Source organism: Paenibacillus profundus, assembly GCF_021369635.1.
GTDB lineage: Bacteria > Bacillota > Bacilli > Paenibacillales > Paenibacillaceae > Paenibacillus_B > Paenibacillus_B profundus.
In genome coordinates, this window is record NZ_JAJNBZ010000007.1 from 40451 (window position 1) to 56924 (window position 16474).

14 protein-coding genes and 2 pseudogenes are annotated in these 16474 nt (G+C 50.1%); 11 read left to right on the forward strand and 5 right to left on the reverse strand.

Translation table 11 applies throughout. The features are described from left to right. Nucleotides 1–72: 72 nt before the first annotated feature. Nucleotides 73–225, forward strand: a pseudogene (locus LQV63_RS11380) (transposase); the annotation flags it as partial. 270 nt (nucleotides 226–495) lie between these two features. Here LQV63_RS11380 and LQV63_RS11385 read toward each other — a convergent pair. Continuing rightward, nucleotides 496–657, reverse strand: coding sequence for a hypothetical protein (locus tag LQV63_RS11385; protein ID WP_233696804.1), 162 nt, complete (start codon nucleotides 655–657; stop codon nucleotides 496–498). Nucleotides 658–845: 188 nt separating this feature from the next. Between LQV63_RS11385 and LQV63_RS11390 the strand changes: the two genes are divergently transcribed. The 4 genes from LQV63_RS11390 (at nucleotide 846) to LQV63_RS11405 (ending at nucleotide 6825) form a co-directional block, all read left to right on the forward strand. Beyond that, the gene (locus LQV63_RS11390) at nucleotides 846–1199 is read left to right on the forward strand and encodes a DUF1360 domain-containing protein (RefSeq protein WP_233696805.1); all 354 of its coding nucleotides are present in this window, start codon (nucleotides 846–848) and stop codon (nucleotides 1197–1199) included. Between the two features lie 277 nt (nucleotides 1200–1476). Then, nucleotides 1477–4572, forward strand: a complete 3096-nt coding sequence (locus tag LQV63_RS11395) for a GNAT family N-acetyltransferase (protein WP_233696806.1) — start codon at nucleotides 1477–1479, stop codon at nucleotides 4570–4572. Between the two features lie 18 nt (nucleotides 4573–4590). Next, a complete protein-coding gene (locus tag LQV63_RS11400; RefSeq protein WP_019423977.1) occupies nucleotides 4591–5460 on the forward strand; it encodes an amidohydrolase family protein in 870 nt (289 codons plus the stop codon). Nucleotides 5461–5643: 183 nt separating this feature from the next. Next, a complete protein-coding gene (locus LQV63_RS11405) occupies nucleotides 5644–6825 on the forward strand; it encodes a dicarboxylate/amino acid:cation symporter (protein WP_233696807.1) in 1182 nt (393 codons plus the stop codon). 130 nt (nucleotides 6826–6955) lie between these two features. On the opposite strand, the gene LQV63_RS11410 is transcribed toward LQV63_RS11405, so the two are convergent. Continuing rightward, the gene (locus LQV63_RS11410; protein WP_233696808.1) at nucleotides 6956–7699 is read right to left on the reverse strand and encodes an SAM-dependent methyltransferase; all 744 of its coding nucleotides are present in this window, start codon (nucleotides 7697–7699) and stop codon (nucleotides 6956–6958) included. A 153-nt stretch (nucleotides 7700–7852) separates the two neighbouring features. On the opposite strand from LQV63_RS11410, the pseudogene LQV63_RS11415 reads away from it, so the two are divergent. The 4 genes and pseudogenes from LQV63_RS11415 to LQV63_RS11430 all read left to right on the forward strand — a co-directional run bounded on the left by LQV63_RS11415 (nucleotide 7853) and on the right by LQV63_RS11430 (nucleotide 10813). Further along, nucleotides 7853–8571: pseudogene (locus LQV63_RS11415) on the forward strand (amino acid ABC transporter ATP-binding protein). Between the two features lie 16 nt (nucleotides 8572–8587). Next, on the forward strand, nucleotides 8588–9430 hold the full coding sequence (locus LQV63_RS11420; RefSeq protein ID WP_325175872.1) for a transporter substrate-binding domain-containing protein: 843 nt from the start codon (nucleotides 8588–8590) through the stop codon (nucleotides 9428–9430). 65 nt (nucleotides 9431–9495) lie between these two features. Next, nucleotides 9496–10149, forward strand: a complete 654-nt coding sequence (locus tag LQV63_RS11425) for an amino acid ABC transporter permease (protein ID WP_019423982.1) — start codon at nucleotides 9496–9498, stop codon at nucleotides 10147–10149. Between the two features lie 16 nt (nucleotides 10150–10165). After that, a complete protein-coding gene (locus tag LQV63_RS11430) occupies nucleotides 10166–10813 on the forward strand; it encodes an amino acid ABC transporter permease (protein ID WP_233696809.1) in 648 nt (215 codons plus the stop codon). A 585-nt stretch (nucleotides 10814–11398) separates the two neighbouring features. Here the strand turns inward: LQV63_RS11430 and LQV63_RS11435 are convergent. Both LQV63_RS11435 and LQV63_RS11440 read right to left on the reverse strand, forming a co-directional pair. Then, nucleotides 11399–11899, reverse strand: a complete 501-nt coding sequence (locus tag LQV63_RS11435; protein WP_019423984.1) for a DinB family protein — start codon at nucleotides 11897–11899, stop codon at nucleotides 11399–11401. A gap of 28 nt (nucleotides 11900–11927) precedes the next feature. Further along, entirely contained in the window at nucleotides 11928–12608 is a 681-nt protein-coding gene (locus LQV63_RS11440; RefSeq protein WP_233696810.1) for a peptidylprolyl isomerase, read from the reverse strand. A 594-nt stretch (nucleotides 12609–13202) separates the two neighbouring features. Between LQV63_RS11440 and LQV63_RS11445 the strand changes: the two genes are divergently transcribed. Beyond that, on the forward strand, nucleotides 13203–13568 hold the full coding sequence (locus LQV63_RS11445; RefSeq protein ID WP_233696811.1) for a hypothetical protein: 366 nt from the start codon (nucleotides 13203–13205) through the stop codon (nucleotides 13566–13568). A gap of 252 nt (nucleotides 13569–13820) precedes the next feature. Continuing rightward, entirely contained in the window at nucleotides 13821–15620 is a 1800-nt protein-coding gene (gene pepF / locus LQV63_RS11450) for an oligoendopeptidase F (protein ID WP_233696812.1), read from the forward strand. A gap of 85 nt (nucleotides 15621–15705) precedes the next feature. Here the strand turns inward: pepF and LQV63_RS11455 are convergent, their stop codons facing one another. After that, complete coding sequence (locus tag LQV63_RS11455) at nucleotides 15706–16455, reverse strand: endonuclease/exonuclease/phosphatase family protein (protein WP_233696813.1); 750 nt, start codon at nucleotides 16453–16455, stop codon at nucleotides 15706–15708. Nucleotides 16456–16474: the final 19 nt, after the last annotated feature.

Genomic DNA, 16474 nt, shown 5'->3' on the forward strand with positions numbered 1-16474 from the left:
GGCTAAAATACCAAGTGGAGAAATCGACTCAGCCGCTCTGGCAAGTATTTGTACCGACTGCGATACTAAACGATCGAGCGAAGCTTTGCGGATGCCTAAGAGCTCCACGGGCTTCGCTACTGCCGTTTTCGGGGCAAAGCAAACGTCCTCGAACAAGCATTGATGACTGCCACTGCACAGAACATTAAAAAGATCGCCCTCCACCTGGTCAGGAAGGCCAAGTAGGGGGCGATTTACATTTTATAGGGACACACTGTTCTTTCAACCTATAATTGATTGTTGGAGAAGTTAAAAACCGCTTTTCTCAACAAGCTGATCAGACGCTATGTCTGATTTTTTTTATGGGCATCATCGATTTGTGTCGATGAGACCGATATTGATGCAGCAAAGAGGCAGCGGTATTTATCCTATTTACCAACCTATGAATATATGATTGCTCACCAATTGTGGAAGAACAGCATACGTTGTACTATCATCTCTTACTCAGCTCATCCGTTACTTGTTGCGCCATGTGTTTGCAGGATAGGCAACACCTTCCACCTTGCGGGCAGTCAACATGATTTGCTGGGAAGGCTGCGGTGTTTGTCCATTTTTCACTACTTCCACAGTTCTCGTGCCATTCGCATTCAGCTTATTCATCGAGTTGCAAAAGCACATCAGCGGTCACCTCCATTCCCGTACCTAGTTCTATCATATGCAATGCATTGCTAGAATGATTGGACATGCCAGCCTGATTGTTGTTCGTATGCTTCCGATGCAGGTTTCTTACGAAAACTTGTACTTCTCGGTGCTGAAAAGTGACCTTTTTGAACTCGCACGAACTGCGCATATGAGGGGGAGTGAAAATGTTTGAATTGACATGGATTCAGCTGTTCATTCTGGCACTCGCTTCGTTCCGGTTGACACACTTGATCGTCTACGACGATATAACGTGGGCGCTTCGGTCTCCGTTTCTTGTCGTATCGTATGTGACTCATGAGAATGGCACCGTTATCCGGGAAATTGAAATCAAAGGCACCGGCATTCGCCGGTGGATGGGGATGCTGCTTAGCTGTCATTGGTGCACGGGGATATGGTGCGCCATGCTCGTTACAGCACTTTACTGTTATGTGCCGGCTTCGTTCCCGCTGTTGCTTATGTTGGCTGTGGCTGGGATTGCTGCATTGATAGAGCAATATTTGCTCCAAATATTAGGGTGAGCAAGTGGAAAAAGCGAATGCCTGTCATGGACAGCCGGTCGAAGATAGACCGGCTGTTTGGCACGTTCTCAGCTTAGGAGACAATGCCTTTATGAACGTTTCCATTGTCAGATCCTCTGCATCGAGCGGATTGCCCCATTTTTATGTAACTTTTGTTGCTTAACGGCGTTATATTTATAGTAGATGGCATATTATGGTCATCATACTTCAAATCAATCCTTTTCCAGAAGACAGAAGAGGAATTCGGCATTATCGAATCGGAAGGAGGTTGTTCACAATGGAACCGATTACGATCGTCCGCTACCAACCCCAATATGCAGCGGCCGTAGCCGACATGTGGAATGTGAGCAAGGATAGTTGGGGTGGAGGAAATTCGATTCGTACGGCGGAGCAAGTACGGATGGAGGAGGAGAACTCTGATTCGCTGACAGTATATCTGGCCATGGAACAGGAGATAGTGGTTGGATACTGCAGCTTGCTCGAATACCGGGAAGATACGGGAGCGCTATACGTAGGACTGCTCAACGTCCGCCCGGATTATCACGGCAAGAAAGCAGGCAAAATGCTCGTCCGCGAAGCGTTGGATGAGACCGTGCGGCTCGGCTGGCCTCGGCTGGACCTATACACCTGGGAAGGCAACACGAAAGCCGTGCCGTTATACAAGAAATGCGGATTTTTCTGGGAAGATCGGGAGGATACGACTCATCTGATGAACTTCATCCCGGCTGTGCTGCAGACGGAAGCGCTTGCGAACTACTGGGCAGAGATCGATTGGTATGCGGACTCGACGCGGGCAATCGCCGTGGAGCCGGACGGAAGGAAAGAGAACGGATTCGACTATTACGCTTACACCTGGGAAAAGGGCGATTCTTCTCTGCGGGTGGAATTCGAGCGGCGCGGCAGAGGCATGCGTCTGATCGAAACGGACGATTATGTCGTAAGCGCAACGGTGGAGCAAGCAGAGCCTGTATTTGGCAAGTCTTATAAGATCGGATATCACATCGTGAACAAGTCCGGTAAACCGCTCAAGCTGGAGCTTCAAGGCGAAAACGATCGCAATATTACATTCGAATGGAAGCGGCAGCTAAATGTGCAAGAAGAAGCAACTCTCGATGCGAGCTTCTTCGTAGGTCCTGTAAATGAAGAGCAAAGTGAATGGCGGACATGTCCGCGGGTATGTACGCGAATATGGATTAACGGTGCAGAGGCGTTGTTCCAGCTCGGCGTCGTGCCGAAGTTTCCCGCCAATCTGAGCTTGAAGATGACTGACCGGGATACATACCCGAATCGGGGCGGAAGCTTCTGCTTGGACATCGAGAACAACTTCGCCGAGCCGGCGGAGTTCTGCCTCGAGCTCCCAGAGAGTCCATATCTGGACTTCGGGCGGCGGACTTTCAGCGTCAAGCTGCAGGCAAAAGAAAGAACTTCGATAGCCGTTCCTTATCGCGTGCTTGCGCCAGGTTATTACTCCGCTGCGCTGCAAGTCGAGGCACGTCAAGAATGTGGAAATGTCGTTACGTTCTCGAAATTGATAGGTGCGGGATTCCGTGAATTGGGAGCAGCGTTTGCAGGGGAGAATGAGCAGCAGTGGCAGCTGTTCCACGGCAAATTTACGTTGACATTCGGAAAAGAACGCAATGAACTATCACTTTCTTGTCCCGGCATGAAAGAGTTCTCGCTCACACTGCCGTATCCGAAGCTGGGCAAGCCGTACTCCAGTGAATTGTCGAAGGCGAAGCCGGAACGGGTCGAATGGTTCGAGGAGCGAGGGGCCATCGGTCTGTCGGTGCGTTACCGCTCGACTTCGTTTCCTCAGACCGCGCTGATCTCGCATACGGTTCTGTACGGAGACGGAACGGTCAAGCATTGGTATGAAGCAGAGAATGTGTCTGGGGCGCAGCTGACGGCCAATCTGTGGTTGTCTCAGCCAATCCCATATTATTTGTATGGCGCCATACTGCCGTATGAAGGACGATTCATTGAAATCAATGATTCAGCTGGCAGCGAATATGACCATTGGGAGAGCGGGAAAGTGACCGAACCGTGGATATTTTCTCCGAACGGTCCGCTGCCGCGCGGCATATGCTGGCCGAAGTCCTGCCAGCTATACAGGGACGGCTGGCGATTCAGTCTGGAATTCAATATCGGGCTGCTGGACGCTCATGAGAAGCGGACGATGGAGCCGATATATTTGACTTTAGGCGGAGTTACCGATTGGAAAGCGTTCCGTGCCTTTGCATTGGAGGACGCGCTGCGTGACGATCTGCATCTGACGAGTCACACGGAGCTAGTCGTCAATTGGCACAATCCCTTTGTTCGCGCAGACATGAACGTGGATTTACAGCAGCGCAAATTCGACTTCTATGACGGGACGATTACGGCCAAGCTGCGCCATGAGGCGGACTCTGCGGTGGTCCAATCGTTCAAGTTCGAACAGGAAGCGGGAACAGCAAGCTTTGCGCTTCCGGCACCACAGCGGCCGCTCGATGTCGTCGAGATCCACGCTCGTCTTAGCACGCATGACGTGAAGGGAAGCGCTGTCGTATTTACGCAGACGGATGCCGATATCTCGCTCTATAACGAGACGGAGAAGGGATATCAGACATACGTGGCTGACAACGGTCTGATTCGGATGAAGGTAGCGCCCGATTTCTATCCTGCACTCTATTCGATGCAATACGAAGGAAGAGAATGGTTGTCGAGCGGATTTCCGGAGCGCGGACCTAAATCGTGGTGGAATCCATACATCGGCGGTACTGCAAGTGAGATTGGCGGTTTGAGCGCATTATCCGTCTTGAAGGAAGCATGCACGGTTGAATTTACGGAACGACGGGATCAACATGGGAACGTGTGGCAGGGCTTGAAGGTTAGTGTTGACATCCAGAAGCATGACAAGCTCAAAGGGCTGAAGTTCAGCCAGTATTATTTGCTGCTTCCGGGCGTTCCGGTTGTGTGTCATACGGTTGAAATCGATCAGCGAACCGGCACCTGCTTCGAATCGAAGGGGTGGTCGACTGAGATATTCGTTCAACCCGACGAACGAATGGATGAGGGCTGGATTCGCACCAACCCTTCTCAAGGCGCTTCGCAACTGTACCGTTTAGGGAAGGGACACATGTCCATTCGGGAGGCGAACGATTGCGCCTTTGGTACGGAGCAACGCAAAGAGATGCTCCAGATTGTGAATTCAACGTCAAGTGCTCATACAAATATTTATTTCAACAACGATATTTGCGAAACATCGGTATACCGGAATTTGAACATGGAAAATACAAGCGTGCAGAATATTGCGCCGATATGGTTCCTGTTTACTGATGACTTGATTGAATCGGCAGCATTGGCTGCGTTGAAACAGATCCGATTTCCGGAATAGAGAGGATGGCTGCTGCTCATGAAAATCATTGATGCCCATATGCATCTGTCTCACATCGCAGAATTCAAGGCAACCGCAGCGGAAAAATCGTTCGTCGATTACAGTGCGGAAGGCATCTTGCACGAATATGCGGATAACAACGTAGTGCTTGGTATCGGAATGGGACTGACAGAGACGAAGCAAGGCGCTTTCCCTGATGATGAGGCTGTCACTCCGATGGGCTTGGATCTTGCAGAACACCTTCCTTCCCAAATTGTGTATTGCTTAGGCATCAACCCGCACAAGCTGGATGGGCAGGCACTGGCAGAGTTGGAACAGGAATTGCAGAAACCAGAAGCGGTCGGTCTGAAAATCTACCTTGGTTATTATCCGTTCTACGCCTACGATCGCGTCTACGATCCGATCTATGAGCTGGCGGCGTCCTACAAGGTGCCGGTCGTATTTCATACCGGAGATACCTATTCGGAACGAGGCCTGCTCAAATATTCGCATCCGCTGACAATTGACGAAGTCGCGGTTACGCACCGAAGTGTCAATTTCATGATGGCGCATTTCGGTGATCCGTGGGTGCTGGACGGAGCTGAGGTGGTATATAAGAACCGGAACGTATTCGCCGATCTATCCGGCCTCATGGTTGGGGATGGCGCACAATGTGCGCGTCTGAAAGATTCGCCACTTTTCTTCGCCCATTTGCGGCATGCCATTACGTATTGCGATCATTACGACAAGCTGCTGTTTGGAACCGATTGGCCGCTCGCTCCTGTGGAGCCGTACATTCAATTTGTGAAAGAGCTCATTCCTGAGGCGTATCACGAAGATGTGTTCTATAATACGGCGTTGCGTGTATTTCCAAAGATTAAGCCGTTCGTGGAGAAGGACAGCTTGTAGCGGCTATATCTCCATAGTGCAAGGAGTCTAACCCAGCAAAGCAAATGACTCCTGAATTTGGCAGTAGGGTTCCGCTCGGAATTGTGCTATCATATGAAATTGTCTTCACAAAGAACACTTGTGTTTCCTCAGTGAGGACAAAAAGTCTGTTTTGTTCGCTTTGACTGGAGGGGGATTTATTGCATGAAACGATTGGGGCTATTTCCACGGATCATCATCGCCATGGTGTTCGGGATCGGGGTTGGTCTCGTGGCGCCGGACTGGGTGGTGCGGATATTTGCTACCTTTAATAGTATATTTAATCAATTTCTTAGCTTCATGATTCCATTAATCATTCTAGGCTTCATCATTCCGGGAATCGGGGAACTAGGACGCGGGGCAGGGAAGTTGTTAGGGCTGACCGCCGCAATCGTGTATGTGTCGACAGTTCTGTCCGGCATGCTTGCGTATGCGGCGGCCGCATTTGCCTTTCCGTCCCTTTTGTCCGGCGCTTCGGCCGTGCAGACAGGCAATCCGGAAGAGATGCTGCTTCAAGGCTTTTTCAACATCGACATGCCGCCCGTGTTCGGCGTCATGACGGCACTGCTGCTGTCTTTCGTCATCGGAATCGGTATTACCGCAACTGAAGCGAAGTCACTTCTGGGGCTCACGCGTGAGTTCAAGGACATCGTCGGCAAAGTGATATCGAGCATGATCATCCCGCTTCTGCCGATTCATATCGCCGGAATCTTCATGAACATGACTCAAGCAGGGCAAGTGGCGCTCATCTTGCAAGTGTTCTTGAAAGTATTCGTGATGATTTTGCTGCTGCATATGATCATTTTGCTGTGCCAATACGGCATTGCCGGCACCTTGAACAAGCGCAATCCGTTTACGATGCTGAAGACGATGATTCCCGCTTACTTCACAGCTCTCGGCACGCAATCATCCGCCGCGACGATTCCGGTAACCTTGAAGCAGACGAAGAAGTTGGGTACGGACGAGGAAGTCGCTAACTTCGTCGTGCCGTTATGCGCCACCATTCATATTACAGGTTCGACGATTACAATAACATCAGTGACGTCCGCAATTCTATTTATTCACGGTCAACCGCTATCGCTTGCAACGATGCTGCCATTCATACTTATGCTGGGCATTACGATGATTGCCGCCCCGAGTGTTCCTGGAGGTGGAGTGATGGCAGCCTTGGGTTTGTTCCAATCGATGCTCGGCTTCGACGAAGCGATGATAAGCTTGACGATCGCTTTGTATATCGCCCAGGACAGCTTCGGCACCGCAACGAACGTGACCGGCGACGGGGCGATTGCGCAGATTATTCATTTTTTCAAGAAGAAGCAGATGCGGGCAAACCGCACGGCAGGTTGAAAGGATATCGAAAAGCAAAAGGCATGCTTTGTCATGAAGACAATAGCATGCCTTTTAAATTAAGGGGCATTCCGTCCGGTCAAGCCAAGGAACGATGGGGTGCATCGTATCCGCACGCTTTGCCGCTGTGTTATGACTGCAGGCGGATGGACAACAGCTCATTGGCACCTCGTTGGAACTCGTAAGAGCTTTTTTCGATGTGCGCGGAATGAATGCAAGCTTGCACGTCATGCAATAAACGATCAAGATGCTCATATTTCCGGCCAGACAGATCCGTCAATGGGAAAATCCGAATTTCGTCCTTCGTGACACGAATCAATTCCACAAGGGATGTCAGATGGAATTCATAGTCCAACCGATCTGAATACATGAAGAGGAGATGCGCATTCAGTGACATATCGAATTGTTTGTCTGCATAAGGGAGAGTCGGGAGAGCCGCGGCTTGATATCGTCCGGGTTGCTCACGCATATCCTGGACACAATCGTGCAGTGCCCGCGCTCGCTCTTCTTGCAGCGCTTTCAAGGAACTAAAATAACTCCATACATACTGATCGGCCACCCGTCCCATATTCTCCATCGTATGGTTGAGATCGTCTATGCCTTTTCGCTCCAAGTCGTCTGCTTTGAATTCATAGGCGATGTCGCATGCGGATGCTTGAATTCCACGGCGATTGGCATGCGCGGTGAACGAGCATGCGCCTCCTGCACAATCCAGAATTCGTTTGCCTGCCATTTGTTCTACAGATAAGTTGAACATGCCTATATATTCCTCATATGTACGCCCGATAAATACAATCCGGCTCAAGTCCAGCTTCTGATTGTCTGTTCCTGCTCCCAATTTTTTCAACCCGCTTTCTTTCTGATGCGATTTCATACAAACATAATCATTATTGGTAAATGATGGGTTGCACCCGGGACTTTGTCAATCGGATGTATTCGCATTTTTTATTAATAAACCTAAGACTGGTCCATATGTATAATAGAGGCTTCTTATCCACCCATTACCGGAAGAAGGGAGGTGACTCACATGATTGTGTGTGCCGGGGTGAACAAGTATTTCGGATCTTTTCAGGTACTGAAGGACATCGATCTTCACATCGGGCAAGGGGAAGTTGTCGTCGTCATTGGTCCGTCCGGTTCCGGCAAAAGCACATTGCTGCGCTGCATCAACCGCTTAGAGGAGATCTCTTCGGGCACATTGACGGTGAACGGACAGAACGTCCATGATAAGAAGCTGCAAATCAATGCACTGCGCAGACAGATCGGCATGGTCTTTCAGCATTTTCATTTGTACCCCCACAAAAAAGTAATCGACAATATTATGCTTGCCCCGATGAAAGTACTCGGCCTGCCGGAGCAGGAAGCGAAAGAAAGAGCCATGTACTATTTGCGGAAGGTCGGCATTCCTGAGAAAGCTGACTCGTATCCATCGCAGTTGTCAGGGGGACAGCAGCAGCGTGTGGCCATCGCCCGCGGCCTTGCGATGAATCGCTATTCGATGAGCCTACGTCTGCGCTAGACCCGGAAATGATAGGTGAAGTGCTCGATGTAATGAAATCGCTTGCTCGCGAAGGAATGACAATGGTCGTCGTTACGCATGAGATGGGCTTTGCGCGTGAGGTTGCCGACCGCATCGTCTTTATGGATGAAGGACAGATTGTGGAGGAAGCGGCGCCTGCGGAGTTTTTCAACAAGCCGAAGGAGGAACGGGCTCGAATCTTTTTAAGCCGGTTATTAAATCACTGAGATCTGGAGGATGAGAATGAGAAAGATGTACCGAAACAAATGGTTTCTTAGCGGAATGATTCTGATGTTGGCGGCTTTCGCGGTAGCAGGATGCGGAGGGAGGGAAGCCGGAAACGAGAACCAATCCGGTACGGGGAAAGCCGCTTCGACCGTCGAAACAGCCAAAGAGCGCGGCAAGCTGGTCATCGGCGTCAAGTTCGATACGAATCTGTTCGGCTTGAAGGACCCAGCGAGCGGCGAAGTGAAAGGATTCGACATCGATATCGCCAAGGCAATAGCCACGAAGCTGCTCGGGGACGAGAGCAAGCTGGAGCTGAAGGAAGTGACTTCGAAGACTCGCATTCCGATGCTGCAGAACGGCGACATCGACGCGATAATCGCCACAATGACCGTCACGGAGGAGCGAAAGCAGCAGGTTGATTTTACGGAGGTCTATTTCAATGCCGGACAATCGTTGCTGGTGAAGAAGGGAAGTCCGATTCGATCGATTGACGACGTGAAGAAAGGCGTTAAGGTGGTGGCCGTCAAAGGGTCGACCTCGACGAAGAACGTCCGCGAGAAGGCGCCTGACGCGGAAGTGCTTGAGTTCGAGAACTATCAGGATGCGTTCACCGCTTTGAAATCGGGCAAAGGAGAAGTATTGACGACGGACAATTCAATCTTGTTTGGCATGATGAAGCAGGACCCGAATTTCGAGATGGTCGGGGGCAATTTTACCGACGAACCGTACGGGATTGCGGTCCGTAAGGGAGATACGGAATTTGCCTCCTTCATTAATAATTTGTTGAAGGAAATGAAAGAAAACGGTGAATACGACAAGCTGTACGAACAATGGATGGGCGAGAAGCCTTCTAAATAGCTGTCGTCTGGCGCCAGTACCGGATACATTACGAACGTCTAACTGCACCGGGGAGGGGGAAAGGCATGCTGGATGTTTCCGTACTAATCGGAAATTGGGACCGCTACATGACGGGATTCGGCAACACATTGGCGATTAGCGTTCTCGCCCTTATCGGCAGCTTTGTCATCGGGACGCTGTTCGCGGTATTGCGCATAGCTCCCAATCGGCTGCTGAACATCATCGGTGCGGCTTACGTGGAGTTCGTGCGCAACATCCCGCTCATCTTAATCGTCTTCCTGTTCTACAATGGCTTGCCTGCTCTTCACCTCAATCTGAACGGCTTTGTGGCGGGAACACTCGGACTCACCGTGTATACTTCGGCATTCATCGCAGAAGCGATACGGGCCGGTATTCTGTCTGTTCCTCAAGGGCAGACGGAAGCTGCACGTTCAGCGGGATTGACGTACGTCCAGACGATGCGGCACATTATCCTTCCACAAGCGATGCGAATTGTCATTCCGCCGCTCGGCAATCAGTTCCTGAATCTCATCAAAAATTCATCTGTCCTCGGTGTCATTGCAGGACTCGATCTGATGTACTACGGCGACCTCATCAATTTAGATACGTTCAAGACATTCAGCGTTTATATATTTGTCGGCATGTTCTATCTCATCCTAACGATACCAATGAGCTTCGCAGTGAATGCCTTGGAACGACGAATGGCCCGAAGCGGATAGAAGAGGGGGGGAATCGTTGGACTTCATCGGAGCTTATTCATCCGATAATGTGCTCTATATGCTGGAAGGGTTTCTCGTCACGATTGGTGTGGCCTGCATCGCGATTATTTTGAGCTTTCTCGTTGCCTGTCTGCTCGCCGTCGTCCGCTATGCCCGTATTCCTGTCTTATCACAGTGCACGGCCGTCCTCGTCGAGATAATTCGGAACTTGCCGCTGCTTCTCATTATCTTCTTCGTCTTCTTCGCCCTGCCGCAGGTCGGGCTGAAGATGAGCGTGTTCGCGGCGGCAATTGTGGCGCTCACCATCTTCGAGGCTGCTATGGTGTCAGAAATTATTCGTGCTGGTCTTATGTCCATAGACAAAGGCCAAATCGAAGCTGCCCGTTCCAGCGGGCTGTCCTTCATCCAAACGTTAAGATTCGTCACCATGCCGCAAGCGTTAAGGCGCATGATCCCTCCGATGGTAAGCCAATTCATCGCGCTGCTCAAGGATACGTCGCTCACCGTCATCATTGCGCTCCCGGAGCTGATGCACAACGTGCAGATCGTCAACGGACAAAGCGTCAACTACATCATTCCGACTTACCTCTTCGCGGCTCTGCTCTATTTTATCGTCAACTATGCATTATCCATGTTCGCGCGCAGGCTCGAGCTGCGTGGTTAGATTGAACGTGGCTGGCGGCTCTCTTGAGTCTTGAGTGTGATGGCCCTAGGGGTTGCTCAGACTCGACTCAAGGAGCCTTGTTACTACTATGGAACACTATTATAAGGTTATGAAGCTGAGCTGTTGTACCTCATCATACGGTGCCTTGATCCATTCTCCCTAATACTCAGATAGAGCCGCAATTGCCGTAGCGCGAACGGGACAATGTCAGGTAAAATGATGTCTCTCTGAGAGAAGGGGAGAGTGCCGCTAAGGGCATGTAAATGAACTATGCTCACATGCTTCCCGTTGAGTCATGTCATCCATGTAATCGGCAAAGAATACACTTGGACAAGCAATGCAAGCGGAGAATCAACACACGTGTCATGCTCAGGATGGCTTCACTTTCAAGGAACAGAAAAGTTGGATCATTCCCAATACTCATAGAGTGAGGACATCGTTGCAGATTATCGAGCGGGTGCTGCAATGGTTCAACCGTTTTTTATACGTACCGGATACGATAACAACAGAACAAAGACAAAAGACAGGCTGCCACATGGCAGCCTGTCTTATTTTTCGAACGGGTACTTGGGAGGAACTACGAAATTACTTCAGAGGCTCCATACCCATTGCAGCCCATTCTTCTCGAGAAGGTCCGTATACACCAGGCACGGCGAGACCAGCCTGTCGCATCAATATTGTCAGCTGACCGCGGTGATGGTTCTGATGATTGATGAGCAGCATCAGAATCACGTTGTTCGGCATTTGTTGTCCGAACATGTCGCTCTTCACCTGCAGCGTGTCGTCCGTCCACTGCGACTTCAACGCTTGCATCAATGCATCAGTCGTGCGGCGATAGCTCTCGGCAATTTTCTGAGCCTCTGACGGTTCTGGAGCATCGCCGCCAGGCGCTTCGATCTGCAAACCGGCTCCCCCCATGATGACCTGTATTGAAGTCACGATATGCCATGCGATCGTTCCAAGCGTTCGATCTTGCGGCGTCACGTCTTGCTTCAGCGATTCATCGGTGAGCGCATCGAGTATGCGCTGAGTTGCACCTGCCTCGAATTCCCACGTTTGCAGAAAACCGTTTATCGTTTGATACATACGATCCCTCCTTATTAATTTGGCAGCGCTATTGCTTGATGGTTTCAGGCTCTTTGTACTCCACGCCGAAAGTATCGACCGTCACTTTCTTCATCTTTTGCGGAGTATTAGGCTTATCCTGCGCATCTCTAGGTGTGCTGACGATCTCTTGGACCATCTCCATTCCTTTAGTCACTTTGCCGAAGGCAGCATATTGTCCGTCCAGATGAGAGGCTTCGGCAACCATAATGAAGAACTGGGAGCCGGCCGAATCCGGAGAAGCGGACCTTGCCATGGAGATGACGCCTTCGCTATGCTTCAAATCATTTTGAAAATTGTTGTCGGCAAATTCCCCTTTAATGCTGTAGCCGGGACCACCGATGCCTGAACCTTCCGGATCGCCGCCCTGAACCATGAATCCTGGGATGACGCGATGAAAGATCAGTCCATCGTAGAACCCTTTTTTCACTAATGAAATAAAATTGTTTACCGTATTCGGAGCAGTATCGGGGTAAAGCTCCAATTCAATTTTTTTACCGTCTTCCATTTCGATTGTGACAAGGGGATTCTTTCCGTTCGAAGCCGGCTCCTTCTTCTCAGTGTCAGACACGTTCGATGTGTCTGTGGCGGATTGGGCATTGTCCGCGTTTGATTTGGCGCCGCATCCTGCGATCATGATCATCGCTGCAATCAATAGAATGGACAAACTTAGTACTTTTCTGCTCCTCATGAATCGATTCCTCCTGCGTTCTGCTGCATTATACAGTACAGTATGCCATTGAACTAACTGCCAATCAAGCCACGGTTCGTGTTCTTGCGAATTGCACCTGATTGGAATACGATTGGAGAAACAATTCTAATGAGTTGTTGAAGGGGTTCGAGGCATCATTTGGCATTGAAGGCGCAACAAGCAGGAGGTTGAGCGTACGACCCGGAAGGAAGGCGACCTATCGGTGACCGAAGCGCTCATCATATACAAGCCTGCCAATGAGAAGATGCATATCTTTCAAGTGATTTTGAAAGCCGGTATGATAAGCGTGGTCTTCTTCAATGACAATGAATAATCGTGATGGATCAACCGGAGCACCAGCCGGAAGGACGGAACTAATTTCTGGTTATGCTTTCATATATGTTTGTCATCAACAGCGAATTTGTGCGGCAGCGCATCATCCGCTGTTGATTTTTTTGCTGCAAAATTATTCATAGCAAGTATGTTTACCTAATCCATGGAAGGCTTGCGGACATAAGCTGTTCATAATGGACGGTCTTCGTCTCGCATCAAATGCAAACCATATTAATAAAAAATAAAATGGAGGCTTTCATGATGAACAAAAGAAAAACTGTACGCGTGAAGCAAGCGCTGCCGCTGCTCAATCAAAATGTTCCAGGATTGTCTGGACCCGAGTCATCATTGACTGAAGCGACCGGTAGCGGGCCGTTTACTGCCAAGTTCTCGTTGTTGGAGCGATTCGGGGGCATTGATGGCATCATGACGACGGTCGGTCACGTTCAAAAATTGTACGGCATGTATCAGCAGCTCAATTCGATGATGCGAACGTTCGGTTTATTGGGCGCGCCGCAAGTGGCCGTATCCAATTCACGCGGTAAACGTTTGCAGAAAACAACCCGAAAAACACAGACAGCTCGTTCGCGCGCGACATTATCTCGCAAACATGCAAAAAGGGGTTGAACACTCGCCAACAAGTAGCAATAGCTCAGAGACTCGGGAAAGGACTGCTGGCTTGGCCCGTATCTCTTCACTGTCCATGAACGGAAGCCGCCCAATTTACTCGGCGGTTTCCGATTGGTCACCATCGTACATAAGTTGCGAAAGATTGGCGATCAGGAGAAGTCTTTTTACTAGATTGTTAGTATATGGTACTATTTTATAATAGAACATAATTCGAACTGTTCATTCCAATGGTGAGAGGGGTAAATAAAGATGGAAAAGAGACTGACACGTGCCGAAGTCCCACAGGAGGCAACGTGGAAGCTGGAAGATTTGTTTACGACCGTACAGGCGTGGGAAGCTGAGCTTCAATCCATTCATGCAGATGTGGGTACGGTGACGCAATATAAGGGTCAATTACATGAGAGCGCCGCAACCTTGTTGTCTTGCCTCAATGCGCAGGAAGCACTTCAAGAACGGATTGGCAAGGTATCCGCATACGCGCGGTTGTGTCTATCCGAAGACAGCACGAACTCGGATCACCAAGCCAATTCGGGCCGGGCCGGGAACATTATGTCTGAGGTGTCCTCCGCGCTATCGTTTGTCAAATCGGAGATTTTGGCGCTGCCGAATGGTACACTTCAGCGCTACTTCGAGGAAGAGCCCGAGCTGCAAGTATATCGGAGAAGTCTGATGTTGCTGCTGGAGACGAAGCCGCATCAGCTATCCGCGGAGACGGAAGCGGTTCTGGCGTCGCTGGGGGAGGTCCTTGGTGCGCCTTATCGAATCTACCTGCGGAGCAAGCTGTCGGATATGACATTTGAACAGGTGCAAGACAAGAACGGGAACACATTGCCTGTATCCTTTGCTCTATATGAGAACAAGTATGAGCAGTCTCCGGATATTGTGCTGCGGCGGGCAGCGTCTCAATCGTTCTCAAAAACGTTATCAACCTATCAGAATACGTTTGCCGAGACGTATGCGACGGAAGTAAAGAAACAAATCGTGCTGTCCCGTCAGCGGAACTACGAATCTGTTACCCATATGCTGCTTCAGCCGCAAGAAGTAACGATGGACATGTATAATAATATTCTCGATGTCATCCAAGCAGAGCTGGCTCCCCATATGCGCCGATTAGCCAGGCTGAAGAAGCGTGTCCTCGGCTTAGACAAGATGTTGTATTGTGATTTGAAGGCGCCGTTGGATCCGGAGTTCAATCCAGAGATCACCTATGAAGAAGCAAGCCGCTTAGTTCAGGACGCGCTGCAAATTATGGGCCCTGAGTATGGAGAGATTGTGAAGACCGCATTCTCCGAGAGATGGGTCGACTACGCGGATAATGTCGGCAAATCGACAGGCGCATTCTGTTCGTCTATTTACGGAGCGCACTCATACATTCTCGTGTCTTGGGCGAACAATATGAGAGGCATGTTTACGCTTGCTCATGAAGTTGGTCATGCTGGGCATTTTATGCTGGCAGGACGATATCAAAGACTGGTCAACACGCGCCCGTCCCTGTACTTCATCGAAGCGCCATCAACGATGAATGAGATGCTGCTGGCTCAGCATATGATGAGCCAATCGACAGACAACCGCATGCGTCGGTGGGTCATTATGCAGCTCTTGAATACGTATTACCACAACTTCGTCACCCACCTTCTCGAAGGTGAAATGCAAAGACGCGTCTATCATTCGGCGATGGCCAATGAGCCTATTACTGCAAAGACATTGTCAGAGAAAAAGGGCGAGGTGTTGTCATCCTTCTGGGGCAATGAAGTGGAGCTGGATGAAGGCGCAAGACTGACTTGGATGCGCCAGCCGCACTACTACATGCAGCTCTATCCATACACATATGCCGCCGGTCTGACAGCATCTACGGCAGCGGCCCGATTGATTCAGGAGGAAGGCCAGCCTGCTGTAGATCGCTGGCTGCAAGCGCTCAAAGCCGGAGGAACGCTCAGTCCGTTGGAGCTGATGAAGCTGGCTGGTGTTGATATGTCCGAGCGCCAACCGATCCAACAGGCTGTCGCTTATGTAGGTTCTCTGGTGGATGAATTGGAAAGCTTGTTCTAGGCAAGCTCAATTGAATTGAATCGAGGTCTATTGATCGAAGCCGGCATCTCTGTGCAGAGTGCCGGCTTCGTCGATCTAGTCAGGTTCAATGCTGCCCTGAAATCGGATTGTTAGCCAGAGTGAGCGACACCTTCAATGGCAGATGATCTGAAGCAGAGGGCAGGAGACGAAGCGCTTCGACCGAATCGATCTGGAAGTGTGAGCTGGCGAAGATGTAATCTAACTGAAACAAAGGACGATACGAGGGAAAAGTGTGTACGGGAGATGAGTGAGCAGCATGACACACGTCGCGCACACAGTCATTCATTTTCAGCCAGGTTGCTGTCCCCGGTCTTAAATTAAAATCACCCATCACAAGGTGTGGCATTGATTCATTGATAAGCTTTTTGCGAATCCTATTCGCTTGTATTGCTTTCAACACTGGATTAATGCTTAAGTGGGTCACGAACAATTTAAACGGTTGCCCGTGTGCCAGCAGACATGCTTCCAGCATGGCGCGTCCTTCGCTCTTAATTGGAAGCACACTCAAGGGGTGATTGGAGTGGCTGATGATTGGGAAACGGGAGAGAAGGCCGTTTCCGTACTGTCTTGGTGTTCTTTTCAATGAAGGCAGAGTCACCGTCGCTCCAAAAGCCGCATGCATGTTCAAGCGTTCAGCTAACCATTTCAGTTGATCGACGAAAGCGCTCCTTCTTAAAAAGCTCCGATCCAGTTCATTTAATCCGATGACATCTGCACCGCTTGCTTCAATGATATGTGCGATCCGGCCCAGGTCTAACTTGCCGTCTGTCCCTCTGCCATGATGTATATTGAACGTCAATATGTTGAGCTGCATAAGATACCTGCCTTATTCT

Coding starts and splice junctions, on each gene's coding strand:
- LQV63_RS11385 (WP_233696804.1), bottom strand. CDS start 657: ATGTGCTTTTGCAACTCGATGAATAAGCTGAATGCGAATGGCACGAGA.
- LQV63_RS11390 (WP_233696805.1), top strand. CDS start 846: ATGTTTGAATTGACATGGATTCAGCTGTTCATTCTGGCACTCGCTTCG.
- LQV63_RS11395 (WP_233696806.1), top strand. CDS start 1,477: ATGGAACCGATTACGATCGTCCGCTACCAACCCCAATATGCAGCGGCC.
- LQV63_RS11400 (WP_019423977.1), top strand. CDS start 4,591: ATGAAAATCATTGATGCCCATATGCATCTGTCTCACATCGCAGAATTC.
- LQV63_RS11405 (WP_233696807.1), top strand. CDS start 5,644: ATGAAACGATTGGGGCTATTTCCACGGATCATCATCGCCATGGTGTTC.
- LQV63_RS11410 (WP_233696808.1), bottom strand. CDS start 7,699: ATGAAATCGCATCAGAAAGAAAGCGGGTTGAAAAAATTGGGAGCAGGA.
- LQV63_RS11420 (WP_325175872.1), top strand. CDS start 8,588: ATGAGAAAGATGTACCGAAACAAATGGTTTCTTAGCGGAATGATTCTG.
- LQV63_RS11425 (WP_019423982.1), top strand. CDS start 9,496: ATGCTGGATGTTTCCGTACTAATCGGAAATTGGGACCGCTACATGACG.
- LQV63_RS11435 (WP_019423984.1), bottom strand. CDS start 11,899: ATGTATCAAACGATAAACGGTTTTCTGCAAACGTGGGAATTCGAGGCA.
- LQV63_RS11440 (WP_233696810.1), bottom strand. CDS start 12,608: ATGAGGAGCAGAAAAGTACTAAGTTTGTCCATTCTATTGATTGCAGCG.
- LQV63_RS11445 (WP_233696811.1), top strand. CDS start 13,203: ATGAACAAAAGAAAAACTGTACGCGTGAAGCAAGCGCTGCCGCTGCTC.
- pepF (WP_233696812.1), top strand. CDS start 13,821: ATGGAAAAGAGACTGACACGTGCCGAAGTCCCACAGGAGGCAACGTGG.
- LQV63_RS11455 (WP_233696813.1), bottom strand. CDS start 16,455: ATGCAGCTCAACATATTGACGTTCAATATACATCATGGCAGAGGGACA.